The sequence below is a fragment of the Sphingomonas sp. RB1R13 genome (assembly GCF_036663775.1).
Classification (GTDB): Bacteria; Pseudomonadota; Alphaproteobacteria; order Sphingomonadales; family Sphingomonadaceae; genus Sphingomicrobium.
This window is the reverse complement of record NZ_JAXOJM010000002.1, coordinates 226,974-251,483: the sequence shown is the minus strand read 5'-3', so window position 1 is coordinate 251,483 and position 24,510 is coordinate 226,974. Positions and strand designations below refer to the sequence as shown.

Genomic DNA, 24,510 nt, shown 5'->3' with positions numbered 1-24,510 from the left:
GGGCATCATTTAGCGGGGCCGGGGGCGGCCTCACGCGGCTGAGGCTTGCGCGGGATGGTCAGGGTGACCGCGGTCCCCTGCCCCGGTTCGGAGACTAGCTCGACCGATCCGCCATGCGCCTCGATGAACTGGCGGGTCAGCGGCAGGCCGAGCCCGAGCGCCGCCTCGCCCCGCGCGCCCCCGCCGATGCGGTGGAAGCGCGAGAAGACCCGCGCCTGGTCCTCCGCATCGATCCCCGGGCCATTGTCGGCGATGGTGACGATCGCGTCATGCTCATTGCCACCAGCGCGGAAGCTGATGTGGCCGCCGCGCTCGGTATAGACGACGGCGTTGCGCAGGACATGCTCCAGGCTTTCGCGAAGTCGCCGTGCATCGCCGACGACGATTCCGGTCGAGGGCTCGATCGAGACGTCGATGGTCTGGCCATTGTCGGCGACGCGCGACTGGATCGTTTCGATCGCGGCGCGGCACAGCCCGGCAAGGTCGACCCGCTCGGTCTCGATCGCGACTCCGCTGGTGTCGCCCTGGGTCAGGTCGAGAACGTCGTTGATGAGTTTCGACAATCGCTCGACCGACTGGAGGATGGCGGCGACATAATCCGATGCGGCCGGCGCGAGCTTGCCAGCATAACCCGCCGCCAGCATTTCGGCGAACCCACCGATCGAGGTCAGCGGGGTGCGCAGTTCATAGCTCATGTTGGCGACGAAATCGGTCTTCACCCGGTCGGCCTCCTCGAGCGCAGTGGTGCGTTCGCGCAAAGCTTCCTCGATGCGGGTCGAATCGGTGACGTCGACCATGGTGAAGAGGGCATTGCCGTCGGGCAGCGGGACGGCGGCCATTTCGAAGTGGCGGCCGTCGGTCAGCGACACCCGCCCGCCGCCCTGCCGCCGCCCCGATGTCGCCGCGCGGACCAGTTCGCGGATGGTCGCGGCAAGCGTCGGGTTGGTCAGCTTCTTGGCCAGCGCGGGGACGAGATCGTCGACTCGGGGATGCTCGCCGAGCCAAGTCTCGTCGAGTTCCCACAACGAGCAAAAGCGGCGGTTCCACAGGTAAAGGCGGCCATCACCGGCGAAGACGCTGATCGCCTCGAACAGATTGTCGAACGTCGCCGAGCGGACGCGCAGCAGCGTGTCGCGGGCTGAAGCGAGGCGGACCTGTTCTGTGCGATCTTCCAGGATCAGGCGCAGCCCGCCGTCGGGCAAGGGCTGTCCGACGACGCGTAAATGGTCACCGTTGGTGAGGATCCAGTCCTCCTCGATCATCTCGTCGGGCGAGGTGAACCAGCCGCGGCGCTCCTCCTTCCACTGCGGGAAGTCGCGCACTTCTGGGGTGCGGTTCTTCTCGCGCATCCGTTCGAGCAGGCGGTCGAATTCGGGGGCGTCGCCAAGCCAGTCGGCGTCGATCTGGGTCATGATCGAGAAGGGCTGGTTGAAGAAACTCAAATGGCGGTCGGCATCGAACTGAGCGGTCCCGGCGGTCATCCGGTCGGCGAGGTCGCGCTGTGACTGGATGTTGCGGGCAAGTTCGAACTGCGCGTCCTCAAGCTCCTGAATGTCGACCGCGAACCCCGCCACCGCGCCCGTAGCGAGCGGCACGTCGACGAGGCGGAGCATGCGCCGCTCGCCGCCGATAATCGCGGGCATGTTGCGCGACGAGGGCTTGCCCTCGCTGACGGCGAGTTTCGCACCCTCGACTGCGGCAGCGGGTTCAATCAGCTCGGTCCCCCGGGCAATGACGTCGGCGGCGTCCTGGCCCTCGACCGCGTGGACATAGGCGGTGTTGACCAAGCCGAGGCGATGGTCGGGGCCGCGATACCACATCGGAAAGGGTGCGCTTTCGATGAGGTGGGTTAACGCATCGAGCGCGCTTTCGGTCTGCGCGAGGCGGCGAGCAAGCCCGGCGCGCTGGGTGAAATCGGCAGTGGCGTCACTCAGCCACAGCAGGGTGGCGCCAGGAGGCAGCGGCGCCGGTGCCGGCCCGCCGCGAACGTCGAACACGCGGTCCGACCCGGCGGCGCGAACGCGGGCGTGGAGCGGCTGGGCGGCGAGCCCGCTGCTTCGCAATGACTGGTCGAGTTCGGCGAGATCGGCGGGGTGGATGCCCGACGCATCGCCACCCAGATCGTCGAACCGGGCCGGCTCGCGGTCGAAGCCAAAGTCGCGCATCAGCTGGGGATCCAGCTCGATGCGCCGGTCGGCATGGACCAGCAACGGCCGCGCCGGGGTACGGGCCAGCAGCGCCGAACTGGTCCGCGCAGCGGCGATGACGGCATTGGCGCGGGCAATGCGGCGACCGGCAAACAGGGTCAGCGCGATCGCAATCGCCAGCCACGCGAACGACATCAGGACGAGGATTGTGGTGGTGCCCCCGGAATCGTTCATCTGGCGGTGGCCCCACGCTTCATGGCCGAGTCATAGGGCGGCCCCGGCCAAAGCAAAAGGGCGGAAGCCAAAGCCCCCGCCCGAATTTCTGCCAATCTCTTCGACGCGCCTAGCTTTTGCCGCCAAGCTTGAGGCGCACACCGGTGTAGAAGAACCGGCCTAGCGAATTGACCGGATAGGTACTGGTGCCGATGTCGGGCTTTTGGTTCAGCACATTGTTCACACCACCATAAAATTCGAACTTCTTGGCTACATCGACTTTGGCATAGAGGTCGTGTTGCCAATGCTCCTTGTAAAATAGATATTCGGGCGCGACGACGTCCGGGTTGGCGGCTGTGGTCTGGTTCGAGAAGCGCGACGTTTTCGAGAAATACAACAGTCCGTAGTTGAATGTGAAGCGGCCAATATTCCAGGTGAGGTCGGAGTTCAGGGTGTACTTCGGTGCATAAGCCTCGCCGCGGGTGTTCGTTGCGTCGGCCCCGGGGGTACCGACGAATTCGAGCCGCTTGAGGTAGTTGCCGATCATGTTGAGCGAGAAGGTCCCCGCCCGCGCCGTGCGCAGGCGATAGTTGAGGTTGAGATCGACGCCCGCGGTCCGGAACTGGGCAACATTTTGCGGCGCAACGGTGAAACTGACAATATTGCCGGGATCGGCAGTTCCCGTCGTGCCGCTTTGACGGACAATAGCATTGCAGAACGCATTGTTCAGCGTTGGCTGGTCGACGCACAGGTCGGCAACCTGCTGGGCCGAGACGGTGTTGATCGCCTGCTTCAGGCGGATGTCGTAATAATCGACGCGTGCCGTGAAGCCCGAAAAGAAGCGCGGCTGAAGCACGATGCCGGCAGTCCAGGTCTTGGCGGTCTCGGCCTTGAGACCGGGATTGCCGCCGACAAAGCCGGGCAAGTTCGTCGATCGCGGATCGCGATAAGTCGCCGGGGTCGCTCCAAGCGAGTTGAGCAAGGCCGTGCAGTTGGCGGCGCGATAGGAAGTGCCGTTCTGCAACTGGTTGAGATTGCACGGATCGGTTATGAAGTTGAAGGTTTGCGACAGACCCGAAAACAGCTCGCCGATGTTGGGCGCGCGAACCGCGGTCGAATATGTTCCATTGAAGGTGATATCACGCACGGGTGACCAGCTGCCATCGAACTTGTAGGCCTTGGTGTGTCCGATTGTCGAATAATCAGACAGCCGAAGAGCGGCGCCGAATTCAAGATTATGCGCGAACGGCAGGTCCTTGAGGAGCGGGGCGCGAAGCTCTGCAAAAGCCTCCTTGACGTCGAACTTGCCGCCGTCGGCTGAAAGCGCATTGCCAAAGGTGTAGCCCTTCGCAGCCAGCGGGTCAGGCACGAAGCTGCTCTTTTCCTTGCGATATTCGGCGCCGAGCGCGAAGCCTAGCTTACCCCCGCCGGGAAAGCTGAAATATTGGCCGAAGTCTCCAGCAAGGCTGCCTGACAGCACCTGCTGGGTGATTTTCGACCGGTCAGTCGTATCAGCGGTGACGAAGTCCAGCGCCGCAGCGCTTGGAGCGCCCTCGCCGAACAGGTTGAGCGGCACGCAGCTGCCCGGGGTAAAAGTCACGGGTGCGAATTTCCCCTCGACCCCTCCGCCGCGCGTATAGTTGTAAGGCTGATAGGGTGTTGCCGTCGGGTCCAGATTGATGCGGCAGGTGATCTGGCCATTGGGCCCGGTAACCGCGTCGATCGCAGCGTAGTAGCGGTCGGTCAGCACGTCGTTCACGTAATGATTGGTGACCTTGGTCTGGCCATAGACGTAGCTGACTTCGTAGTTGGCGTGGGCACCAAGGTCGCCGCGGGCACCGATCACGCCGCGCATCGTCTCGCGCTTGATGCTTTCGCCGCGCTGGCCGAAATCGAAATTGTCGCGATTGACGAGGACGTCATTGCCCGCAAGCGCCGTCGGGAGATAGGCATTGTCGCCCGGGATCAATAGATAATAGTCAAACGTCGGCTGCCCAAGCGAGAAGGACTTGTTACGGGCATATTTGCCCTCGGCGAACAGCGTCAGCGCTGGCGATACGTCGAAGTGGGTGATGACGTTGACGACATTGCGGCGGATCTTGGGAAGAAGGTCATTTGAATAGTCGGACACGAGCGTGGCGTTGCCGCCCTGCTGGTAGAAGTCGGGAACGAAGCGGCCAGAATCGAATGGCACCAGCTGCCCGCCATTTCCCACGAAGAAGTTGGGAAAGCCGTCGAAGTCCGTATCAATTCCGCCTTCGCGATTGGTGTCGAAATAGCGGACATTGTTGAGCGGCACATAGTCGGGAATGCCGTTGTTCGCCGGGCCGGTATAGCCCGGTTGATTCTCGGGATCGTCAGGGTTGAGATAGAAGCCGACGCGCTCGGTCCCGCTCAGCCGCTTGCGTGACCGCGAGTCTAAACGGTCCTCTTCGCCATGCTCGAACGCGATTGCGATATTGCCGCGATTGCCCGCAAAATTATGACCTGCCGTAACTGAGAACAGGCGCTGCCCGGCATCACCATATTGGCTAATGCCCGCTTGGGCGCGGGCAGTCAGGCCCTGAAAATTCTTCTTGAGAACGAAGTTGACCACACCGGTCACGCCGTCGGCGCCGTAGATGGCCGACGCACCACCGGTCAGGATGTCGACTCGCTCGACGAGATCGGTCGGGATGGTGTTGATGTCGACCGCTTGGCTGCCCGGTACTCCCGAGACATGGCGGCGGCCATCAACGAGAACCAGTGTCCGATCAGTCCCGAGATTTCGCAGATTCAGAAGATTAAGGCCGGTGTAGCCGATCCCGGCGCCGCTGCCGCTGTTCTGGTCTGACCCCGAAGAACCCTGAAGGGCGGGATAGCCGGTCAGGAAATCGGTCAGATTGGTGGTGCCCGACTCCTCGATTTGCTGCGCCCCGATCGAGATCACAGGATTTGGCGATGAGAAATCTGGACGGCGGATGCGCGACCCGGTGACGACGATTTCGGCGCCACTGGCAGCGGGCTCCGCCGCAAGCACGGTCGGCTGCGGCGCGTTAGCAACGGCCGAGGGAGTCGACGTCGGCTCGACCGGGGACGAATTGCTTGCCGGCGTAGTTTGGCCAAGGGCCGGAGACGTGAACGTCATCCCAGTCGCTAATGCAATCAATGAAACAGAAGCAATGGGGCGCATGTTCAAACTCCTCGATTACCGTATTTTCCACAGGGTAAACCAAAGGCAAGACTGAAGAAACACGGGAGATCAGAGCGGTTCGAATCTGATCTTCAGAGTGTTAATTTGGCCACATTCTTGATGTCCATGCGTCACGCTGCGCCAGTTTCCCCGACCAGCAGCCGCGGGTCGATGCCGACGGTCTTGAACGCGGCTTCCCACCGGCCGTCGGTCGGACTGTCGAACAGCAGCGCCGGAGATCCCGGCGCGGTCAGCCAGCCGTGGCGGGTCATTTCCTCGTCCAGCTGGCCCGGCCCCCAGCCGGCATAGCCGAGCGACACCTTCCACTTCGATGGGCCCCTGCCCTCGGCGATCGCGCGGAGGACGTCGATCGTGCCTGTCATTGCGCCGAAGCCTACCACCTGGATGGTGTCCTGACCGCCCCAATCGTCCGAATGGAGCACAAACCCGCGGCCGGGCTCGACTGGGCCGCCGTGAAGCACCGGCGCATCGGGCGCGCCGCGAGGATCGATATCAACCTGCCTGAGCAAATCGCGAAAGCGGATGCCGGGGCGGATATGGCCGATGCCAATTCCGACCGCGCCATGCTCGTCATGGACCGCCAGCGCGATCACCGCCTTGTCGAAACGTGGGTCGGCCATTCCCGGCATTGCGAGCAGGAGCGATCCGGCGAGATAGGGCGGTTGTTCAATCACGATAAGGACAATGTTCGGGTCGGCGGAAGGTGGCAAGCCCCGAGCAGTGGCCCGACCAGTGGCCTTGAGCGGAGCCACGCGTGCGCCTATCTCCCGCTCCACACCCTTTTCGTGGAGAATGACCAATGGCCATCAATGTCGGCGACCGCCTTCCTTCCGTTCCCCTCACCATCGCCACCGCCGATGGTCCCCAGCCGACCACCAGCGACGAGTTCTTCAAGGGCAAGAAGGTTGCGTTGTTCGCAGTTCCTGGCGCCTTCACCCCGACCTGCTCGGCTCGTCACCTGCCGTCCTATGTCGACAAGGCCGCCGATCTGAAGGCCAAGGGGATCGACGAGATCGTCGGGACCTCGGTGAACGATGCGTTCGTCATGGGCGCGTGGAACTCGGCCCAGGGGAGCGAGGACATCAAGATGCTCGCTGACGGCAATGGCCAGTTCGCCGAGGCCGTCGGCCTGACCATGGACGGGTCGAAATTCGGCATGGGCACGCGCAGCCAGCGCTATTCGATGGTCGTCAATGACGGCGTCGTCGAGCAACTCAATGTCGAAGCACCGGGTGCATACGAGACATCCAGCGCCGAGCATATGCTCGAGCAGCTCTAGGGAATGAGTGAACTCCTTGGCCGGTGGGGCGTTTAACCCGCAATCCATCAGCCAAGGAGTATCAGTCATGGCCACCACGCGTACCAGCGCCCCGCGCACCCCCGCTGCAACCAAAAGCAACACGAGCAGCCGTTCGGCGCCGAAATCGACCGTCGAGAAGGCGAGTGATGCGGTCACCAAGAGTGCGGACAGCTTCATCGACACCGTCAAGAAAAGCCCGATCGCCAGTGCCGTGATCGCCGCAGGCGTCGCTGGGGCCGGCGCGCTCATCTGGGCCAACCGCAGCCAGATCGCCGAACAGGCTGGCGCGCTCGGCGAGAAGGCGAGTGACCTTGGTGGCAAGATCGGCGAGCGAGCAAGCGCGGTTGGCGAAAAGCTGAGCGAGCAGGCATCGGCGCTCGGCGAAAAAGTCAGCGAAAAATACGCCGCCGCAACCGGGACGGCCGCCAAGAGCCAGCAAGAGTACGCCGAGGAAGCGCTGTCACTCAAGCAGAGCGTCGACCCGATGATCGACGAGCAGAGCAAAATCGGATCCGTCAGCTATTGATCGGCGGCCTCATAACCTAGCGGAAAGGGGCGCTTCGGCGTCCCTTTTTGTATCAGGCGAGGAAGGCAGCGAGTGCATCCCCGAATGCCGCCTGGGTGACCGAACTCATGTGGGTTCCCGGACATTCGGCATAGGTTGCGTTGGGCAGCGCCGAGGCGAGATCGGGGCCCGAGCCATTGTCGCGGTCGTCTGCCCCGCACAGGACCATCGTCGGCATGGCGAAGGCGGCTCGCCATCCTTCAGGCGCAGGCTCGAAGCTTTCAAGGAGCGGGATGGCAGCGACGCGATCAATCTTCATCGTCTTCATGAACTGGATCGCGAGCCAGTGCGGATCGCCGCGGCTGGCGGTTTCGACCATGGCGATGGCGTCGATGAAGAATTGGCTGCGCCCCGTCCATTTCTCGAGGCCCTCGAGCCCCATCCCGCCGAGCACCGCACGCTTCGGGATCAGCCCCTGTCCCACCCCCTGCACCGTCGTCCGCGCGCCGAGCGAAAAGCCGGCAAGGTCATAGTCAGTGATCCCAAGATGGGCGACGAACTCGATCAGGTCTCGACCGAGGATCCCGGGCGGGTATTGCGCCGGATCGTGGGGCTTGCCCGACAAGCCATGGGCGCGAAGGTCGGGCATGATGACCCGCTTGCCGGTCGCCGCGACCTTGGCGGCGTGGCCGAACTTGATCCAGTTGACCACGGCGTCGGAGAACAGTCCGTGGATCAGGATCACCGGCGCGCCCTCCCCCAGCTCGCGCCACGCAAGGTCGATGCCGTCAGACGCAGTCCAATGGTGGATCGTGGGTAAGGTCACGCAGGCGTCATGGTTTGGCAGCGGGTGACGGCGGCATGGAGACATGCTCGTTGACGATCTTCCACTTGCCGTCCCTCTGCCGCTGGAAGACGTCGTTGAAGCGCGCGCTGACGGTCGGTCGGGCCGTTCCGGCGGCAACGGTGAACTGCTCGATCCCCGAGCTGATGAAGGCGTCGGGGCCGAGCAGCTGGATGCGGCGGCCGATGACATGATAATCGCCCGGCTTCATGCTGATGAAGCCCCGCGCGCTGTCGGTCGCGACCTTGCGGTCGGCGCTCGGGTCGGGCTTGGCGGCGTCGATCATCACGGCGTTGTCGGCATATTGGTCCATCACCTTGCCAAGGTCGCCGCTGGTGAAGGTGGCTTCGGCCGCCACGGCAATCTGTTCGGCCTGCGCCTCGGTCACCGGGGCCTGCCCGCTCGGCGCCTTGGCGCACCCGGCCACCACCGCCACTACGATCACCGCCCCCATCATCGTCCGCATGTCCACTCTCCTGCTCGAATTGCGGGCAGGCTAGCGGGTCAGACGTCCTTCTTCAAATGGCGGCGGCCGAGGAGTTCGGCGATCTGGACGGCGTTGAGCGCGGCGCCCTTGCGGAGGTTGTCGCTGACACACCACAGGTTGATTCCGTAATCGACCGTCGGGTCGTCGCGTACCCGGCTGACGAAGGTCGCATAGTCGCCGACGCACTCGACCGGGGTGACGTATCCACCGTCCTCGCGCTTGTCGACGAGCATGATCCCGGGGCTTTCGCGCAGGATCTTCTGCGCTTCCTCGGCCGACATCTCGCGCTCGAACTCGATGTTGATGCTCTCGCTATGCCCGACGAACACCGGCACGCGAACACAGGTCGCGGTGACCTTGATCTTGGGATCGAGGATTTTCTTGGTCTCGACGACCATCTTCCACTCTTCCTTGGTCGAACCGTCGTCGAGGAAGTCGTCGATATGCGGGATGACGTTGAACGCGATCTGCTTGGTGAATTTCACCGGCGTGTTGCTGTCGCCGACGAAAATGTTGCGCGATTGCTCGAACAGCTCGTCCATGCCCTGCTTGCCCGCGCCGGAGACCGACTGGTAGGTCGACACGACGACGCGCTTGATCCCGGCGGCATCGTGAAGCGGCTTCAAGGCGACGACCATCTGCGCGGTCGAGCAGTTGGGGTTGGCGATGATATTCTTGCGCGTATAACCCGAAATCGCCTGCGGATTGACCTCGGGCACGATCAGCGGAACATCGGGATCCATCCGGTAGAGCGAGCTGTTGTCGATGACGACACAGCCCGCCGCCGCGCTGATCGGGGCATAGATTCGGCTGACGTCAGAGCCGGCGGCGAACAACGCCATGTCCCAGCCCGTGAAATCGAAATGCTCGATGCTCTGGACCTTGAGCTCCTTGCCGCTATCGCCGAAGTCGATCATCGTCCCATGCGAGCGCGAGCTGGCGACCGCCGCGACTTCGTCGGCCGGGAATTCGCGCTCAGCGAGGATGTTGAGGATTTCGCGACCGACATTGCCGGTCGCGCCGACGACGACGACGCGATAGCCCATGATATATTCTCCGATATGCCGCCGCCGATATGGGACACAATCGCCGATGTCTAGCGCGCTGTTGGAGCCACCCCGTTGCGAGCCAGGAAACGCTCGATCGTGCGGTACAGGAACACCGACACATTGGGCCCCGAAATGGCGTGGGTCTTGCCCGGATAGACCATGGTTTCGAAGGGGACCTTCTCTTCTTGCATCTTGGCCATGAACTCGGTCGAATTCTGAAACAGGACATTGTCGTCGGCCATGCCGTGCATCAGCAGCAGAGGGTCGGCGATCTTCGATGTGTCGTGGAGGACATCGGCCTTGTCATAGTCGGCGCGGCCGGCGCGCGGGTCGCCCATGTAATGCTCGCTGTAATGGGTGTCGTAGAGGTCCCAGCGAACCACCGGCGCAACCGCGATGCCCGCAGCGAAGGCATGCGGCGCGGCCTCGAGCAGCTTGAGCGTCATATAGCCGCCATAGGACCAGCCAAACACGGCGACCTTGGCCGGGTCGACGAACTTCTGCTGCTTGAGCCACGCCAGGCCGGCGAGTTGATCGGCAACTTCAACCCCGCCGAGCGCATGGTAAGCGGGTTTCTGGAAAGCGGTCCCCCTGCCCTCCTGTCCACGATTGCCGATGGCGAAAATCGCATAGCCCTGGCTGACCAGATATTGGTCGAGCGGCGAGACAAAGCCGTTGGTAACGTCCTGCGCCTGGGGCCCGCCGTAGACGCGCACGATCACCGGTGCGCGCTGGCCGGGGGCAAGCGTTGGGCGAAGGAGCTTATAGTCGAGTTGGGTCGTCCCGTCGGCAGCGGTCAGTCGCCCGAATCTCGGGGTGACGGCAGCGGCAGCATATGGTGCCCACGGGTGCGCGGCGTCGACCTTATTTTCCTCGATCCACGCGAGCCGTTTGCCACTTCCGTCGGCAAGCCATGACTGCGGCGGCTGGGCGGCAAAGCTCGTGGTGACGATCGCTAAGTGGCCGGTCTTGTCGACCACCGCCGAATTGGTCGTTTCGGGCCGGGTCAGCAGCGCGGGCTTGGCGCCGCGCCGGCGATAATCGAGGCAATAAAAGCCGTTGTCGATGCTCCGCTCGCGATTGGCGGTGAAAAACAGCTGCCCGCCAGCCTCGTCGACGCCGTCGAGCTTCGACACCACCCACGGTCCGCTTGTCAGCGGCGTGATGCGCCCCTTGGTCCAGCGGTAGAGATGGCGATAGCCCGATCGTTCGGACGAGAAGAGAAAGCTGCCGTCCTTCAGCGGGTGAAGATCGTCGTTGAGGTTGATCCACGCCTCGGAGCGGTCGCTCAGCAACGGGGTCGCGGCGCCGGTGCGCGCGTCGATGCGGATCAGGTCGAGCGTCTTCTGGTCGCGACTTTCGCGCTGGACGATCAGCCCGCTGGCGTCGGGCAGCCAGTCGACCCGCGCGAGATAGACGTCGGGGTTCGACCCAAGGTCGGCCTTGACCAGCCCGCTGCCGTCGGGGTTCATCAGGTAAAGATCGACCTTGGCATTGGCGGTCCCGGCGCGGGGATAGCGTTGCTCGAACGTGGTCGTCTTGTCCGCTCCGATCGAGGCGCGGGTGGCGACCTCGACCCCGCTTTCGTCGACCCGGGTGACAGCAATACGGCTGTCGTCGGGCGCCCACCATGCCCCGCGGAAACGGCCAAGCTCCTCCTGCGCGATAAACTCCGCCACGCCCCAGCTGGTCGTCGCGGGGCCATCGGGCGTCACCGTGCGGTCGACGTTGGTCGAAAGATCGAGCACATGGAGGCGATTGTCGCGAATGAACGAGACGAACCGCCCCTTCTCGCTGACGCGCCCGTCGAGCTCCGATGCCTTGCTGTTTGTCAGCCGGCGCACATTGCCTGCAAGGTCGGCAAGATAAAGGTCGCCGTCGATCGGGACCAACAGATGCTGGCCATCGGGCGCCCAGTCATAAGCGACAATTCCTGTCAGTCCGGACAATCGCGCGCGCTCGCGCTGCATCTTCTCGGCTTCGCTGAGCTCGGCGCCGGATCCGACTTTCTTGCTGTCGACCAGCATCCGCGACGCCCCCGTCGCCGGGTCGATCGCCCATAAGTCATACCGCTCAATGTCGTCGGGCCGGTTGCGAAGCAGCGTCACCAACTTGCCGTCGGGCGACAATTTGACGCCGCGCGGCACCTTGCCGGTCAGCGCCGGGCTGGCAAAGATCCGTTCGAGCGTGAGGCGTTGCGGGGCCACGCTCTGGCTAGCTGATGGAGTGGTTGTAAGGAGCAAGGCGGCGAGCAGCGAGATGTTTTCTATCATGGGCTTAGCCTAGCGCCATCGCCTTCGTCGTCCAGCCATATTATGGCCGTTGGCTAGATGCCAAGGCCTCGGGCACCGGCATGAATCGCTGACAAGAAAGGGGCCAGCTCTCGAACGAGAACCGGCCCAATTCCACGGTGCAAGTCGCCAAATCTAGGCTTCCGGATGCCCGCGCCTTTGTGGCTCAGCACTCGGTCGAGCCCACGTCTTTGTGGCTCAGGACTCGGTCGAGCCCACGTTTTTGTGGCTCAGGACTCGGTCGAGCCCTTCGCGGGACGCGTATCGCGGCGCTCGGCGATGCGCGCCGACTTGCCGCGGCGACCGCGCAGATAATAAAGCTTGGCGCGGCGCACGGCACCGCGACGCACGACCTCGATCGAATCGAGCGAGGGCGAATAAAGTGGGAAAACGCGCTCGACGCCCTCGCCAAAACTGATCTTGCGGACGGTGAAATTCGACCCGATGCCCTTGTTCGAACGCGCGATGCACACGCCTTCGAAATTCTGGACGCGGGCGCGTTCGCCTTCGACGACCTTGACGCCGACCTTGAGCGTATCCCCAGGGCGAAACTCAGGAATGGCGCGGATTTCAACGAGGCTGGCGATCTGCTCGGCCTCGAGGGTCTGGATAAGATTCATGATGTTAAGCCCTATTCGTCGCGCTGCGCACCAGAGGGCGGTGCCTGCTTCACGCCCCCATGGCGCAAGGTCAGGTCGGGCCGCCGTAGCCGTGTGTCCCGGATCGACGCTTCGTGTCGCCACGCCGCGATCCGCGCATGATCCCCCGATCGCAGTACTTCGGGGATCGTGCGTCCTTCCCATGTGACGGGTCGGGTGTAGTGCGGATATTCGAGAAGCCCCGCATCGAAGCTCTCTTCCTCACCGCTGGAGGCCGCGCCCATTACCCCGGGGAGCAGCCGAACGCAAGCGTCGAGCAGGACCATTGCGCCAAGTTCGCCGCCCGACAGGACATAGTCGCCGATCGATACGGGCTCGAGGGCACGCGCCTCGAAAATCCGCTCGTCAAAGCCTTCGAACCGACCGCACAGGATGATCGCCCCCGGCCCGGCGGCAAGGTCGCGGACCCGGGCCTGGGTCAGCGGCGCGCCGCGCGGGGTCATTGCCAGCATAGGACGCCGCGGCTCATCGGCATCGCTGACACTGTCGAGCGCGGCGGCCAGCACGTCGGCCTTTAGAACCATCCCTGCCCCGCCTCCCGCCGGCGTGTCGTCGACCGAGCGATGCCTGTCGGTCGCAAAGTCGCGGATGTTGCGCGTGTCGAGGGACCATAACTGCCCCAGCGCCCGCCCGGCGAGCGACGTGCGGAGCGGCCCCGGAAACATTTCGGGGTAAAGGGTAAGGACGGTCGCGACGAAGGTCATTTGTGCGCCCTATCCCACGCCACTCGCGCAGGAAAGGAACATACGCCGAAGACCGGGGATTATGCCGCCATGAACAAGCCCCTCGACTGCCTCATCATTGGTGGCGGCCCCGCCGGCCTCACCGCCGCAATCTATCTGTCGCGCTTCCTGCTCGACATTACCGTGATCGACGCCGGCGACAGCCGCGCGAGCTGGATCCCGACCAGCCACAATCACGCCGGCTACCCCGACGGGATCAACGGCAAGGAACTGCTTCGCCTGATGCGCGAGCAGGCGATCAAATATGGCACGACGATCGAGACCGGGCGTGTCACGCGGCTCGATCGCGGCGAGAATGGAGTGTTCAGCGCCGACTGGGGCTGCGGCGCCCAAGCCGCGCTGACGGTGCTGCTCGCCACCGGGCTGACCAACCGCCGTCCGCCGATGGATCCCGAACTTCACGACGAGGCGATGGCGCGCGGACTGATCCGCTATTGCCCGATCTGCGACGGCTATGAGGTCACCGACAAGCGCGTCGGCGTAATCGGATCGGGTACCAACGGTGTCGGCGAGGCGATTTTCCTTCGCAGCTATACTTGCGATGTGACTTTAATTGCGCCGGATAAAGCCTTGGAACTAAGCGATGAAGAACGCCATCAGCTAGAGCAAGCACAGGTCGTTCTGGTCGACGGCCCGGCCGAAGCAATCGGCGTGACCGAAGCGTGCATTACGGTCAACACCGCCGACGGGCTCATGACGTTCGACAGCGTCTATCCTGCGCTCGGCTCCGACACGCACACCGGGCTTGGCAAGATGGTTGGGGCCGAGATTGCCGACGACGGCTGCTTCCTGTGCGACCTCAAGATGCGCACCAGTGTCGAGGGGCTCTATGCCGCGGGCGATGTCGTCCACGGGCTCGACCAGATCAGCCATGCAATGGGCGAAGGCGGACAGGCGGCGGTGACGATCCGCAATGACCTCGCCGAACGCTCGCCGCTTCGCCGCGCACCGCTCAACGCCGCCCAGCAGGAAGCCGCGCAGGAGGGCGATTAAGCGAGGAAGTCGGGGTCGAGGATGAAGCGGCCTTCCTCCAGCACTGCCATCGGTTCGGCGAACGGGATGAGGCTGCGGACGCCGCCCTCGCGTTCGATCTCGAGCAAGTCGCTCGCGCCGAAATTCTCGACTGCCGACACGTTGCCGATGACATTGCCGTCAGCGTCCACGCACGGCAGGCCGATCAGGTCTGCGAGATAATATTCCCCTTCGTCGAGCCCCGGCAGCGCAGTGCGCTCAATCTCGACCAGGCTGCCGCGATATTTTTCGGCGGCGGTGCGGTCGGGGATCCCCTCGAACCGTGCGATCGGCGCCTTCAGCGTACCCTTGATCCCGAGCAGCTTCATCGGCGCGCCTCCGACCAGCATCGTCGCGCCCTTGGTCAGGCTGCCGAGGTCATTGGCGAACAGCTTGAGCCGAAGCTCCCCGGTAATGCCATGCGCCCCCGCAACGGCGGCAAGCGCGATCGTGCGCTGACCGTCCGGTGCGGGTGACGTCATGGTCTCGCCTTAAGCATTGTCGGCCGAAGCGTCTTCGACAGCAGCTTCGTCGGCGACGACTTCGGCGTCGCTCGTCTCGGCCGAAGCCTCTTCCGGAGCGGCTTCCTCGGGAGCGGCTTCAGCGGCGGGGGCTTCAGCGACCGGCGCCTCTTCCACAGCGCCTTCGGCCGGGGCCTGGGCGCTCTCGCCGGTCACGTCGGCGGCCGTGTCGCCGGCGTCACTGTCCGGGGTTGCTTCGTTGACGGCCTCGGCGGCGGGCGCCTCCTCGACTGCGGTGGCCTCCTCGACTGCAGCGGCCTCGGCGGCGGGCGCCTCCTCGACGGCAGCTTCCTCGACGACAGGTTCGGGCGCCGGCGCGGCGGCGGCTTCAGCAGCAGCCTCGGCAGCAGCAGTTGCCTTGGTTGCACGCTCCTCGGCGCGCTCGGTCGCCTTCTCGCCCGGCTTGGCCTTGTTCGGATTGTTGCGCGCGGGGCGCTCCTTGATCCCGGCGGCATCGAGGAAGCGAAGCACGCGGTCCGACGGCTGGGCGCCAACCGACAGCCAGTGGTTGATGCGGTCGGCGTCGAGCTTCACCCGCTCGGGCGAATCCTTTGCCAGCAGCGGATTGTAGGTGCCGACTTTCTCGATGAAGCGGCCATCGCGGGCGTTGCGGCTGTCGGCAACGACGACGCGATAATAGGGACGCTTCTTGGAGCCACCACGGGCCAGACGGATTGCAACTGCCATGTTAATTTCCTTAAGTTAAATCAGAGAATTAAAATTACTTCTTGCCAAATTTATTGAAGCCGGGGGGCAGGTTGCCGAAGCCGCCGCCGCCGGGCAATCCCGGCAATCCGCCCGGCATTTGCCCACCCGGGGCCAATCCGCCGAGCGCGCCCTCGAGCCCACCCTTTCCGAACATCGCGGCAAGCTTGCCCAGCCCGCCCATCTTGCGCAGCCGCTTCATCGCGGTTGCCATATCCTGGTGCATCTTGAGCAGCTTGTTGACGTCCTGCACCGTCGTCCCGCTGCCCTTGGCGACGCGGATCTTGCGCTTGGCGTTGATGATCTCGGGCTTCGAACGCTCCTTGGCGGTCATCGACGACATCATCGCCTCCAGCCGTCCGAGCGCCTTGTCGTCGGCCTTGCCCGGGGCCAGCGCCTTCATCCCCGGCATCATCGCCGCCAGCGCACCCAATCCGCCCATCCGCTGCATCTGCTGGATCTGCATGCGCAGGTCATCCAGATCGAACTTGCCCTTCTCCATCTTGGCGGCAAGCTTCTCGGCGTCCTCCTGCTTGATGGTTTCAGCGGCGCGCTCGACCAGCGACACGACGTCGCCCATCCCCAGGATCCGCCCGGCGACACGGTCGGGGTGGAATGCCTCGAGTGCGTCGAGCCCCTCGCCCGTTCCGGCGAACTTGATCGGCTTGCCGGTCACCGCGCGCATCGACAGCGCCGCGCCGCCGCGCGCATCGCCATCCATCCGGGTCAGGATCACGCCCGAAATATCGACTTGCCCGGCAAAGCCCTGCGCGACGTTGACCGCGTCCTGCCCGGTCAGGCTGTCGACCACGAGCAGCGTCTCGACCGGACGCGAGGCGGTCGCGACCGCCTTCATTTCGGCCATCAGCGCATCGTCGACGTGCAGCCGCCCGGCGGTGTCGAGCAGCAGGACGTCATAGCCCTGAAGCTTGGCCGATTGCAGCGCACGCGTCGCGATCTGGACCGGGGACTGGCCCGCCACGATCGGCAGCGTGTCGACCCCGGCCTGGCGCCCGAGCACTGCGAGTTGTTCCTGCGCCGCGGGCCGCGCGACGTCGAGGCTGGCCATCAGCACCTTCTTGCGCTCGCGGTCCTTGAGGCGCCGGGCAAGCTTGGCCGTTGTCGTCGTCTTGCCCGAGCCCTGGAGCCCGACCATCATCACGACCGCGGGCGGCGACACGTCGAGATTGAGCGCCGAGGCATCCGCCCCGAGCATTTCGATCAGCGCGTCATGGACGATCTTGACGACCATCTGGCCCGGGGTGACCGAGCGCACGACGTCGGCGCCAATGGCCTTCTCGGTGGCGCGATCAACAAAGTCGCGCGCTACCGGAAGTGCAACGTCAGCCTCGAGCAACGCCACGCGAACCTCGCGCATCGCCGAACGCACGTCGGCTTCCGACAAGGCACCGCGACCGCGAAGCTTGTCGAACACGCCGCCAAGGCGATCGCTGAGACTGTCGAACATTCTAAAAAACTCTCCAATCCGCCAGGACCGAGGTCAAATGCGCGAAAAGCGCAAAACGCCGGCGGGCGAAACCTCGCCGGCCAGCGTGCATCCACGGATGCTGCTCTCATATCCTGTCGAAAACGACGTTGTCCCCCTAGCGGGCAGGCGCGCGCAGGTCAATCAACGCGGGCGTCCGACGAAAAACTCCCGGACAAGTTGCCTTGCCCGGGAGTCTTTGTCGTTACCGAAAGCTCAGGTCAGAAACCCGAACCTTAGCCACGCTCACCCTTCGACGGAGCAGGCTCCGGCGGCGGCGGCGGGGGCGGCGGCAGCGGGCACGACGCCATCGCGTCGATCACCGAACCGTCGGCGCAAGTCTGCGTCGCGGGCGGCGGCGGCGGCGGGGGCGGCGGCGGCGGCGGCGGCGGAGCCACAACCTCGGCAACCGCAGGGGCGCCGAAGTTGAAGATCAGGCTCGCCAGCAGCGAATGCGAACGGAACTTGCCGCTGTCGCTGAAGCCGTAGTTGCTGCTGTAGGTCGTGTTCGACGTGGTCGAACTCGTCGTCACCGGCGGGTTCGCGCCATTGTTTGTGGTCGTGGTGACCGGAGTCGTCGAACCGGTGAACGGACCAACATTGCCATTGTTAAAGTGCAGCTTGCCGGTCTGGAAGTAACGATACTTCAGGCCGAGATCGACGTTGGGCGAGATCGCGGTCGCGAGACCGGCGATGAACTGCCACGCCCAGGCGCTGTCACGGTCGCCAAAGGTCTTGACGCGAGCACGGCCGACACCGCCGCCAAGATAGGCACGGACCGACGGGTCAATACCGAAGTCAAGCAGGCCGTTGACCATTCCCGACATCACCGTGGTGCGGTCGCGGAAATTGAACTGCGTGCTGCCGTTCGTGTACGGCGTCGTCGACGTGTAGGTCGGCAGGCCGAGCGGGTTGTTGATCGAGCTCAGGACAACGCTGTTGGCAGCATAGTCACGAGCGCGAGTGCGCTTGTAGCCAAGCTCACCTTCGAGGCGGAACATGCCGAAGTCGTAACCGGCGATGGCATCGAGATCGACGCCACGCTTGTAATCGGCATTGAAGCCCGAGTTGTACGTTGTCGAACCCGTGGTCGTCGCGGTGGTGATCACCGGCGCACCGGGGGTGCCGGCGACGCCCAAAGTGTAGGGCGTCGTCACACTGCTGGTCGTGGCGACCGTCGAACGCGAGGCGGTGGTGTTGTAGTTCGAATGGCGCGGGAAGAGGATGCCCCCTTCGACGCCAATATAGCCGGCGCCATCGCGAGCCATCGCCGGACTGGCGACAGCCGCAACCGCTACGGCCGCGAGAAGATATTTGCGCATGTGAGTTCCTTTTATTGCGCTACTGGTGCCCCCCGAACCCACGGGAGACGAGAAGGTTCTCCAAAAAGCGACGTCCCACCAAGCTTTTCAGAAACTGTGGCGCCCAAGACACACAGTGGGTCAGTGGCGAAGGGACATCGTAAAGCACCAGAATCTCCCCGCGGTGGACAGCCGCACGCCCGGTGCCTAAGCGCCAAGCTGTGCTCCACCGGTTCGACAAGATGCATGGGCTCGGCAATGATTTCCTCGTCATCGACGCGAGGGAACAACCGGTCGTCATGACCGCGCCGCTCGCCCGCGCGCTGGCCGATCGTCACCGCGGCATCGGCTATGACCAATTGATCCTGCTCCGTGCCTCGAACGTGGCCGACCTGCGGCTGGAGATCGCCAACGCCGACGGTTCCCCGGCCGAGGCGTGCGGCAATGCCACGCGCTGCATCGTCGCGCTGACCGGGGCCGAGACGATCGAGACAGATGGCGGCATCCTTCACGGCATGGTCGATGGAACCAGCGTCGAAGTGACCCTCGAGCCACCAAGAACCGACTGGGCCGACATTCCGCTCGCTTATCCAATGGATACTGCCGCCTTGCCGATGGGCTGGGACGAGCTTGGTTCCCCCGCCGCAGTCAATATCGGCAATCCCCACCTCGTCTTCTTCGTCGACGTGATCGACGAGGAGCGGCTGGCGATCCTCGGCCCGGTCATCGAGCATGACCCGGCCTTTCCCGAGCGCATCAACGTCAACCTTGCTGTGGTGCAGGCAGATGGAAGCATAGCCCTGCGCACCTTCGAGCGCGGCGCAGGCCTGACCGAGGCATGCGGCACCGGCGCCTGCGCCACCGCCGTCGCGGCGATCATGGCGCGGCGTGCGCGATCTCCCGTCACCGTCCACATGAAGGGTGGCGACCTCGTCATCGCCTGGGCCCCGGGCGAAAAGATCCGCATGACCGGCCCCGCGGCCCATGTCTTCTCGGGCGAGATCGACCTCGACGCGCTCCTTTCCGGATCGAGCCTTTCCGGATCGGGGGCATGACGGTCGAGACGATCACGCTCGGCTGCCGCCTGAACTTTGCCGAAAGCGAATTGCTCAAGCGAACCACGACCGGAAACGTCACCATCATCAACAGCTGCGCCGTGACCGCCGAAGCCGAGCGCCAGACCCGCCAGGCGATCCGCCGCGCCCGCCGCGACCGGCCCGATGCGCGGATCGTCGTCACCGGCTGCGCGGCACAACTTTCCCCCGACGCCTACCGCGCCATGCCCGAGGTTGATGCGGTCGAGATCCGTGACTTCACCGCCCCGCCGACCGTCGCTGCAGGCTATCGTGGCCGCGTGCGCAGCTTCGTCGCGGTCCAGACCGGGTGCGACCATCGCTGCACCTTTTGCACCATCTGGCGCGCGCGGGGCCCGAGCCGGTCCCTCCCCTATGAAGCCGTCCGTGACGCCGTCACCCGCGAACTCGATGCCGGCGCCCGCGAAATCGTCCTCACCGGGGTCGACCTTACCAGTTACGAGCCCAGTTTCGGCGCCCTGTGCCAGCGTCTTCTCGCCGACCTCCCCGCCCTGCCCCGCCTGCGCCTCTCCTCGCTCGACAGCATCGAGATTGACGGCGCGCTGATGGAGCTGATTGCTGGGGAGCCCCGATTGATGCCGCACTTCCACTTGTCGCTCCAGGCCGGCGACGACCTCATCCTCAAGCGAATGCTCCGCCGTCACAGCCGCGCCGACGCAACCCGGACCGTCAACGCGATCAAGACTGCTCGCCCCGACGCCACGATCGGCGCCGACCTCATCGCCGGATTTCCGACCGAGACCGAGGAAATGGCGCTCAATTCGCTCCGCCTGCTCGATGATTGCGACATCATCGCCGCGCATGTCTTTCCATTCTCGCCGCGCCCCGACACCCCGGCCGCGCGAATGCCGCAATGCGAGAGCGAGACGATCAAGGCCCGTGCCGCCCGGCTTCGCAACCATGCCGCCACGCGCCGCTCGGCGTGGCTCGACAGCCTCGTCGGAACCGCCCTCCCCGTGCTCATCGAAAATCGCGAGCGCGGGCATAGCGACCAGTTCGCCCCTGTCTATATAGCGGGATCGGCCCGCGGCGACGCCGGGCCGGCTCACATCACCGGCCGGACGCCGGACCATCTGATCGGGATTTTTGCATGAGCTGGCTCGACCGCCTGACCGGCGGCTTCAAGAAAACTGCCGATCGCCTCGGCGAAAACCTGACCGGCCTCGCGTCGAAGTCCGCGCTCGACACCGCGACGCTCGACGATATCGAAGAAGCGCTGATCGCCTCCGACCTCGGCCCCGCCGCATCGAAGCGGATCCGCGAAGCCATCGGCGCGCGGCGTTTCGAGCAGCTCGACGAGCGCGGACTGCGCACAATCCTTGCCGAGGAAATCGAGGCCATCCTCGCTCCCGTCGCCAAGCCGCTTGACGTGTGGGGCTTCCCCCGCCCCCATGTCATCCTCGTTATCGGCGTCAACGGATCGGGCAAGACCACCACCATCGGCAAGCTTGGTCACCTGCTCAAGGAGCAGGATTATGGCGTGATGCTCGCCGCCGGGGACACGTTCCGCGCCGCCGCGATCGAGCAGCTCAAGATCTGGGGTGACCGCATCGGCGCTCCCGTCATCTTGGGCAAGGAGGGCGGCGACGCGGCGGGCATCGTCTATGACGGGGTCAAGCAGGCGACCGCGACGGGGATCGACGCGCTGATCGTCGACACCGCCGGCCGGCTCCAGAACAAGACCCATCTGATGGAGGAGCTGTCCAAGATCCGCCGCGTCCTCGGCCGCCTCAACCCTGAGGCACCGCACGACGTCATCCTGGTCCTCGACGCGACCACCGGGCAGAATGCGCTCAACCAGATTGAGGTGTTCCGCGACCTCGCCGGGGTTACCGGGCTCGTCATGACCAAGCTTGACGGCACCGCGCGCGGCGGGATCCTCGTCGCCGCGGCTGAAAAGTTTGGGCTGCCGATCCATGCCATCGGCGTCGGCGAGGGCATCGAGGATCTTCGCCCGTTCGACCCTCGCGCCGTTGCGCGCGCCATTGCCGGATTATCCGAATGACCGATGTGAAGCTCCAGACCAAGCCAAAGGCCCCCGGCTGGGCTAATTTCGCGATCGACTTTGGACCGCTGCTGGCCTTTTTCATCGCTTACAAGGTTGCCGGCGTGTTCACCGGCACTGCCGTCTTCATGGTCGCGATCGTCGTCGCGATCATCGTCGGGCTGATTCTCTTCCGCCGCGTCTCGCCAATGCTGTGGCTGTCGGCGATCCTCATCCTCGGCTTTGGCGCGGTGACGCTCTACCTCCACGACCCCAAGTTCATCCAGATCAAGCCGACCGTCATCTACACCGCACTCGGCGGGCTGCTGCTCGGCGGCGTCCTGCTCGGCAAGCCGCTGCTGCGCCCCTTGCTCGGCTATGCCTTTCCTGGGCTCCAGACCCCGGGCTGGCTCCTCCTCTCGCGTAACTGGGGACTTTATTTCCTCGCCCTCGCCATCGCCAACGAACTGCTCCGCCGCAACTTGAGCTTCGACACCTGGCTGACCGTCAAAGTGTGGGGCGTTACCGGTCTCTCCCTCCTGTTCGGAATCGCTAACATGCCGATGCTGCTGAAACACGGCCTTGAGGTCGAGGCCGGAACCCCCGCCCCGCCGCCCGTCGAATGACCGCTGACCCGATCCTATCGATCCGCGGGCTTCGCAAAGCCTATGCCAGCGGCACCGAGGCGCTGAAGTCGGTCGACCTCGACATTCGCCGTGGCGAGATCCTCGCCCTGCTTGGCCCCAATGGCGCGGGCAAGACCACGCTCATCTCGATCGTCTGCGGGATTGTCACCGCGACCGGCGGCACCGTGCTGGTCGACGGCCGTGACCATGCCCGCGACTATCGCCACGCCCGCACGATGATTGGCCTCGTCCCCCAGGAACTGACCACCGACGCCTTTGAAACCGTCTGGTCGACGGTCAGCTTCAGCCGAGGACTCTATGGCAAGCCGCGCGATGACGCCAAGATCGAAGCGCTGCTCAAGCGCCTGACCTTATGGGACAAGCGCGGCACCAAGATGATGGAATTGTCCGGCGGCATGAAACGCCGGGTAATGATCGCCAAGGCGCTGAGCCACGAACCCCGCATCCTGTTTCTCGACGAACCCTCGGCCGGGGTCGACGTCGAGCTTCGCCGCGACATGTGGGACCTTGTCCGCCACCTGCGCGACGATGGCACTACGATCATCCTCACGACGCACTACATCGAGGAGGCCGAGGAAATGGCCGATCGTGTCGGTGTCATCGCGCGCGGTGAGCTGATCGCGGTCGAGGACAAGGCGGCGCTGATGGCCCGCCTCGGCAAGAAGACGCTGAAGGTGACGCTCGCCGAGCCCCTCGCCGCCGTCCCTGCCGAGCTCGCCGAATGGTCGCCAACCCTCGCCGACGATGGCCGCACCCTCGCCTACTCGTTCGACCGCCACGCCGAACGAACCGGAATTGCCGGCCTCATGCGCCGGCTGGGCGAGCTGGGTATCGGCTACAAGGACCTCTCGACCCATCAGTCGAGCCTCGAGGAAATTTTCGTGAACCTCGTCCATGACGGCGCCAGCGCTGCCAAAAACACCGGAGCAACGGCATGAATTGGCACGGCGTCGCCGCCATCTATCGCTTCGAAATGGCCCGCGCGCAGCGCACTCTGTGGCAAAGCCTTGTCGCCCCGGTCATCACCACCGCGCTTTATTTCGTGGTGTTCGGATCGGCGCTCGGCGGGCGGATGTCGGCGATGCAGGGGGTCGGTTTTGGCAGCTTCATCGTCCCCGGCCTGACCTTGCTGTCGGTGTTCATGCAGTCGATCTTCAATGCCAGCTTCGGCATTTATTTTCCGAAGTTTAGCGGCACGATCTACGAACTGCTCTCAGCTCCCATCTCCAGCCTTGAGACCGTCCTCGCCTACGTCGGCGCGGCGGCGACCAAGAGCCTTGTCCTCGCTCTCGTCACCCTTGCCACCGCGACGATCTTCGTCCCCGTCCATGTCGATCACCCGATCGCGATGCTGGGCTTCCTCGTCGCCATATGTACCGCCTTCTGCCTATTGGGCTTCCTCATCGGCATATGGGCGCAAAGCTTCGAACAGCTGCAGATCGTGCCGATGCTGATCATCACCCCGCTGACATTTCTCGGCGGCGCCTTCTACTCGGTCACCACGCTGGCCGAGCCGTGGCGCACGGTTACCCTGTTCAACCCCGTCGTCTATCTCGTCAGCGGCTTTCGCTGGACCTTCTACAGCCACGCCGACGTGCCCGTCTGGTCGAGCATCGCCATGCTCGCCGCGATCATCGGCTTCAGCCTGATCGCGACGAGCTGGATCTTCCGGACCGGTTTCCGCCTGAAGAAATAGGCGCGTCAGCTTTTCTGGTCGGCCCTGCCCGCGCCCTGCCCGTCGAGGTTCTGCGCGACGAAATCCCAGTTGATGATATTGTCGAGCACGGTCTTCAAAAACCGCGGACGCTCGTTGCGATAGTCGATATAATAGGCATGTTCCCACACATCGAGCGTCAGCAGCGGGGTCATGTCATGCGCGACGGGTGTGTCGGCATCGTGCAATGACGTCACTTCGAGCCTGCCGTTATTAAGCACCAGCCAGCCCCAACCGCTCGCGAAATGATTGGTCGCCTCGGTCGCCAATTTCTCGAGCAGCGTGGCGTGGTCGCCGAAATCGCTGGCGATCATCTCGGCCAGCCTGCCCGACGGCTTGGTCGATGCGGCCGGCGCAAGGCATTGCCAGAAGAAACTATGGTTCCAGATCTGGGCCGAATTGTTGAACAGCCCCTTGTCGCCCTTGTCAGACGCCGCCTTGATCACTTCGACTAGCGACGCCCCCTCGAGCCCCTTCTCGCCCAGCATGCCGTTGGTCTTGTCGACATAGGCCTTGTGATGCTTGCCATGATGATAATCGAAGGTTTCGGCCGACATGTGCGGCACGAGGGCGTCCTTGGCATAGGGGAGTTCGGGAAGGGTAAAGGGCATCGTCT

22 protein-coding genes and 1 pseudogene are annotated in these 24,510 nt (G+C 64.3%); 9 read left to right on the top strand and 14 right to left on the bottom strand.

All coding sequences use genetic code 11. The features are described from left to right. Positions 1-5 precede the first annotated feature (5 nt). From U1700_RS07415 to U1700_RS07405, 3 genes are all read right to left on the bottom strand, one after another. On the bottom strand, positions 6-2,381 hold the full coding sequence (locus U1700_RS07415) for a sensor histidine kinase (protein WP_332751564.1): 2,376 nt from the start codon (positions 2,379-2,381) through the stop codon (positions 6-8). A gap of 109 nt (positions 2,382-2,490) precedes the next feature. Further along, a complete protein-coding gene (locus tag U1700_RS07410; protein WP_332751563.1) occupies positions 2,491-5,487 on the bottom strand; it encodes a TonB-dependent receptor plug domain-containing protein in 2,997 nt (998 codons plus the stop codon). Between the two features lie 176 nt (positions 5,488-5,663). Beyond that, complete coding sequence (locus U1700_RS07405; RefSeq protein ID WP_332752261.1) at positions 5,664-6,224, bottom strand: YqgE/AlgH family protein; 561 nt, start codon at positions 6,222-6,224, stop codon at positions 5,664-5,666. Positions 6,225-6,352: 128 nt separating this feature from the next. Here U1700_RS07405 and U1700_RS07400 point away from each other — a divergent pair, with 128 nt between their 5' ends. Together U1700_RS07400 and U1700_RS07395 are read left to right on the top strand one after the other, a co-directional pair. Beyond that, on the top strand, positions 6,353-6,832 hold the full coding sequence (locus U1700_RS07400; RefSeq protein ID WP_332751561.1) for a peroxiredoxin: 480 nt from the start codon (positions 6,353-6,355) through the stop codon (positions 6,830-6,832). 67 nt (positions 6,833-6,899) lie between these two features. Then, complete coding sequence (locus U1700_RS07395; protein ID WP_332751560.1) at positions 6,900-7,379, top strand: hypothetical protein; 480 nt, start codon at positions 6,900-6,902, stop codon at positions 7,377-7,379. Between the two features lie 52 nt (positions 7,380-7,431). Here the strand turns inward: U1700_RS07395 and U1700_RS07390 are convergent, their stop codons facing one another. The 6 genes from U1700_RS07390 to trmD all read right to left on the bottom strand — a co-directional run bounded on the left by U1700_RS07390 (position 7,432) and on the right by trmD (position 13,392). After that, positions 7,432-8,184 carry an alpha/beta fold hydrolase gene (locus U1700_RS07390; RefSeq protein ID WP_332751558.1) on the bottom strand — a complete coding sequence of 251 codons (753 nt, stop codon included), beginning with the start codon at positions 8,182-8,184 and terminating at the stop codon, positions 7,432-7,434. Between the two features lie 7 nt (positions 8,185-8,191). Beyond that, positions 8,192-8,668: a DUF4440 domain-containing protein gene (locus U1700_RS07385; RefSeq protein WP_332751556.1), complete on the bottom strand. Its 477-nt coding sequence runs from the start codon at positions 8,666-8,668 to the stop codon at positions 8,192-8,194. A 38-nt stretch (positions 8,669-8,706) separates the two neighbouring features. Continuing rightward, entirely contained in the window at positions 8,707-9,735 is a 1,029-nt protein-coding gene (locus U1700_RS07380; RefSeq protein ID WP_332751554.1) for an aspartate-semialdehyde dehydrogenase, read from the bottom strand. Positions 9,736-9,785: 50 nt separating this feature from the next. After that, complete coding sequence (locus U1700_RS07375) at positions 9,786-11,945, bottom strand: S9 family peptidase (RefSeq protein ID WP_332751552.1); 2,160 nt, start codon at positions 11,943-11,945, stop codon at positions 9,786-9,788. Positions 11,946-12,259: 314 nt separating this feature from the next. Then, entirely contained in the window at positions 12,260-12,649 is a 390-nt protein-coding gene (gene rplS, locus U1700_RS07370) for a 50S ribosomal protein L19 (RefSeq protein WP_332751550.1), read from the bottom strand. Between the two features lie 11 nt (positions 12,650-12,660). Beyond that, positions 12,661-13,392 carry a tRNA (guanosine(37)-N1)-methyltransferase TrmD gene (gene trmD / locus U1700_RS07365; RefSeq protein WP_332751549.1) on the bottom strand — a complete coding sequence of 244 codons (732 nt, stop codon included), beginning with the start codon at positions 13,390-13,392 and terminating at the stop codon, positions 12,661-12,663. Positions 13,393-13,461: 69 nt separating this feature from the next. Between trmD and U1700_RS07360 the strand changes: the two genes are divergently transcribed. Beyond that, complete coding sequence (locus tag U1700_RS07360) at positions 13,462-14,424, top strand: NAD(P)/FAD-dependent oxidoreductase (RefSeq protein ID WP_332751548.1); 963 nt, start codon at positions 13,462-13,464, stop codon at positions 14,422-14,424. On the opposite strand, the gene rimM is transcribed toward U1700_RS07360, so the two are convergent. From rimM to U1700_RS07340, 4 genes and pseudogenes are all read right to left on the bottom strand, one after another. Next, a complete protein-coding gene (gene rimM, locus U1700_RS07355) occupies positions 14,421-14,924 on the bottom strand; it encodes a ribosome maturation factor RimM (protein WP_332751547.1) in 504 nt (167 codons plus the stop codon). The two genes, U1700_RS07360 and rimM, sit on opposite strands and share 4 nt — an antisense overlap. Positions 14,925-15,194: 270 nt before the next feature. Further along, a pseudogene (gene rpsP, locus U1700_RS07350) lies at positions 15,195-15,650 on the bottom strand (30S ribosomal protein S16); the annotation flags it as partial. 34 nt (positions 15,651-15,684) lie between these two features. After that, a complete protein-coding gene (gene ffh, locus U1700_RS07345) occupies positions 15,685-17,136 on the bottom strand; it encodes a signal recognition particle protein (protein ID WP_332751546.1) in 1,452 nt (483 codons plus the stop codon). A gap of 254 nt (positions 17,137-17,390) precedes the next feature. Then, entirely contained in the window at positions 17,391-18,476 is a 1,086-nt protein-coding gene (locus U1700_RS07340; protein WP_332751544.1) for an outer membrane protein, read from the bottom strand. 221 nt (positions 18,477-18,697) lie between these two features. Here U1700_RS07340 and dapF point away from each other — a divergent pair, with 221 nt between their 5' ends. The 6 genes from dapF to U1700_RS07310 are packed head-to-tail and all read left to right on the top strand — an operon-like array spanning position 18,698 to position 23,876. After that, positions 18,698-19,510, top strand: a complete 813-nt coding sequence (gene dapF / locus U1700_RS07335) for a diaminopimelate epimerase (RefSeq protein ID WP_443025919.1) — start codon at positions 18,698-18,700, stop codon at positions 19,508-19,510. Continuing rightward, complete coding sequence (locus tag U1700_RS07330) at positions 19,507-20,643, top strand: MiaB/RimO family radical SAM methylthiotransferase (RefSeq protein WP_332751542.1); 1,137 nt, start codon at positions 19,507-19,509, stop codon at positions 20,641-20,643. The genes dapF and U1700_RS07330 overlap by 4 nt, the downstream gene beginning before the upstream one ends. Beyond that, positions 20,640-21,554, top strand: a complete 915-nt coding sequence (gene ftsY, locus U1700_RS07325; protein WP_332751540.1) for a signal recognition particle-docking protein FtsY — start codon at positions 20,640-20,642, stop codon at positions 21,552-21,554. The genes U1700_RS07330 and ftsY overlap by 4 nt, the downstream gene beginning before the upstream one ends. Beyond that, positions 21,551-22,159: an inner membrane-spanning protein YciB gene (locus U1700_RS07320; protein WP_332751539.1), complete on the top strand. Its 609-nt coding sequence runs from the start codon at positions 21,551-21,553 to the stop codon at positions 22,157-22,159. Before ftsY ends, U1700_RS07320 begins: the two co-directional genes overlap by 4 nt. Next, positions 22,156-23,118, top strand: a complete 963-nt coding sequence (locus U1700_RS07315) for an ABC transporter ATP-binding protein (protein ID WP_332751538.1) — start codon at positions 22,156-22,158, stop codon at positions 23,116-23,118. Before U1700_RS07320 ends, U1700_RS07315 begins: the two co-directional genes overlap by 4 nt. Further along, positions 23,115-23,876 carry an ABC transporter permease gene (locus U1700_RS07310; RefSeq protein ID WP_332751536.1) on the top strand — a complete coding sequence of 254 codons (762 nt, stop codon included), beginning with the start codon at positions 23,115-23,117 and terminating at the stop codon, positions 23,874-23,876. The genes U1700_RS07315 and U1700_RS07310 overlap by 4 nt, the downstream gene beginning before the upstream one ends. Positions 23,877-23,881: 5 nt before the next feature. Here the strand turns inward: U1700_RS07310 and U1700_RS07305 are convergent, their stop codons facing one another. Next, positions 23,882-24,505 (bottom strand): superoxide dismutase, encoded by a 624-nt coding sequence (locus U1700_RS07305; protein WP_332751534.1) that lies wholly within the window; start codon positions 24,503-24,505, stop codon positions 23,882-23,884. Between the last annotated feature and the right edge of the window lie 5 nt (positions 24,506-24,510).

Excerpts from the sequence above, each read along its gene's own strand:
- U1700_RS07415 (WP_332751564.1), bottom strand. The coding sequence starts at position 2,381 with ATGAACGATTCCGGGGGCACCACCACAATCCTCGTCCTGATGTCGTTC.
- U1700_RS07400 (WP_332751561.1), top strand. The coding sequence starts at position 6,353 with ATGGCCATCAATGTCGGCGACCGCCTTCCTTCCGTTCCCCTCACCATC.
- U1700_RS07395 (WP_332751560.1), top strand. The coding sequence starts at position 6,900 with ATGGCCACCACGCGTACCAGCGCCCCGCGCACCCCCGCTGCAACCAAA.
- U1700_RS07380 (WP_332751554.1), bottom strand. The coding sequence starts at position 9,735 with ATGGGCTATCGCGTCGTCGTCGTCGGCGCGACCGGCAATGTCGGTCGC.
- dapF (WP_443025919.1), top strand. The coding sequence starts at position 18,698 with ATGCATGGGCTCGGCAATGATTTCCTCGTCATCGACGCGAGGGAACAA.
- ffh (WP_332751546.1), bottom strand. The coding sequence starts at position 17,136 with ATGTTCGACAGTCTCAGCGATCGCCTTGGCGGCGTGTTCGACAAGCTT.
- U1700_RS07340 (WP_332751544.1), bottom strand. The coding sequence starts at position 18,476 with ATGCGCAAATATCTTCTCGCGGCCGTAGCGGTTGCGGCTGTCGCCAGT.
- U1700_RS07385 (WP_332751556.1), bottom strand. The coding sequence starts at position 8,668 with ATGCGGACGATGATGGGGGCGGTGATCGTAGTGGCGGTGGTGGCCGGG.
- U1700_RS07360 (WP_332751548.1), top strand. The coding sequence starts at position 13,462 with ATGAACAAGCCCCTCGACTGCCTCATCATTGGTGGCGGCCCCGCCGGC.
- U1700_RS07330 (WP_332751542.1), top strand. The coding sequence starts at position 19,507 with ATGACGGTCGAGACGATCACGCTCGGCTGCCGCCTGAACTTTGCCGAA.
- U1700_RS07315 (WP_332751538.1), top strand. The coding sequence starts at position 22,156 with ATGACCGCTGACCCGATCCTATCGATCCGCGGGCTTCGCAAAGCCTAT.
- rplS (WP_332751550.1), bottom strand. The coding sequence starts at position 12,649 with ATGAATCTTATCCAGACCCTCGAGGCCGAGCAGATCGCCAGCCTCGTT.
- U1700_RS07320 (WP_332751539.1), top strand. The coding sequence starts at position 21,551 with ATGACCGATGTGAAGCTCCAGACCAAGCCAAAGGCCCCCGGCTGGGCT.
- U1700_RS07410 (WP_332751563.1), bottom strand. The coding sequence starts at position 5,487 with ATGACGTTCACGTCTCCGGCCCTTGGCCAAACTACGCCGGCAAGCAAT.
- rimM (WP_332751547.1), bottom strand. The coding sequence starts at position 14,924 with ATGACGTCACCCGCACCGGACGGTCAGCGCACGATCGCGCTTGCCGCC.
- U1700_RS07310 (WP_332751536.1), top strand. The coding sequence starts at position 23,115 with ATGAATTGGCACGGCGTCGCCGCCATCTATCGCTTCGAAATGGCCCGC.
- ftsY (WP_332751540.1), top strand. The coding sequence starts at position 20,640 with ATGAGCTGGCTCGACCGCCTGACCGGCGGCTTCAAGAAAACTGCCGAT.
- U1700_RS07305 (WP_332751534.1), bottom strand. The coding sequence starts at position 24,505 with ATGCCCTTTACCCTTCCCGAACTCCCCTATGCCAAGGACGCCCTCGTG.
- trmD (WP_332751549.1), bottom strand. The coding sequence starts at position 13,392 with ATGACCTTCGTCGCGACCGTCCTTACCCTTTACCCCGAAATGTTTCCG.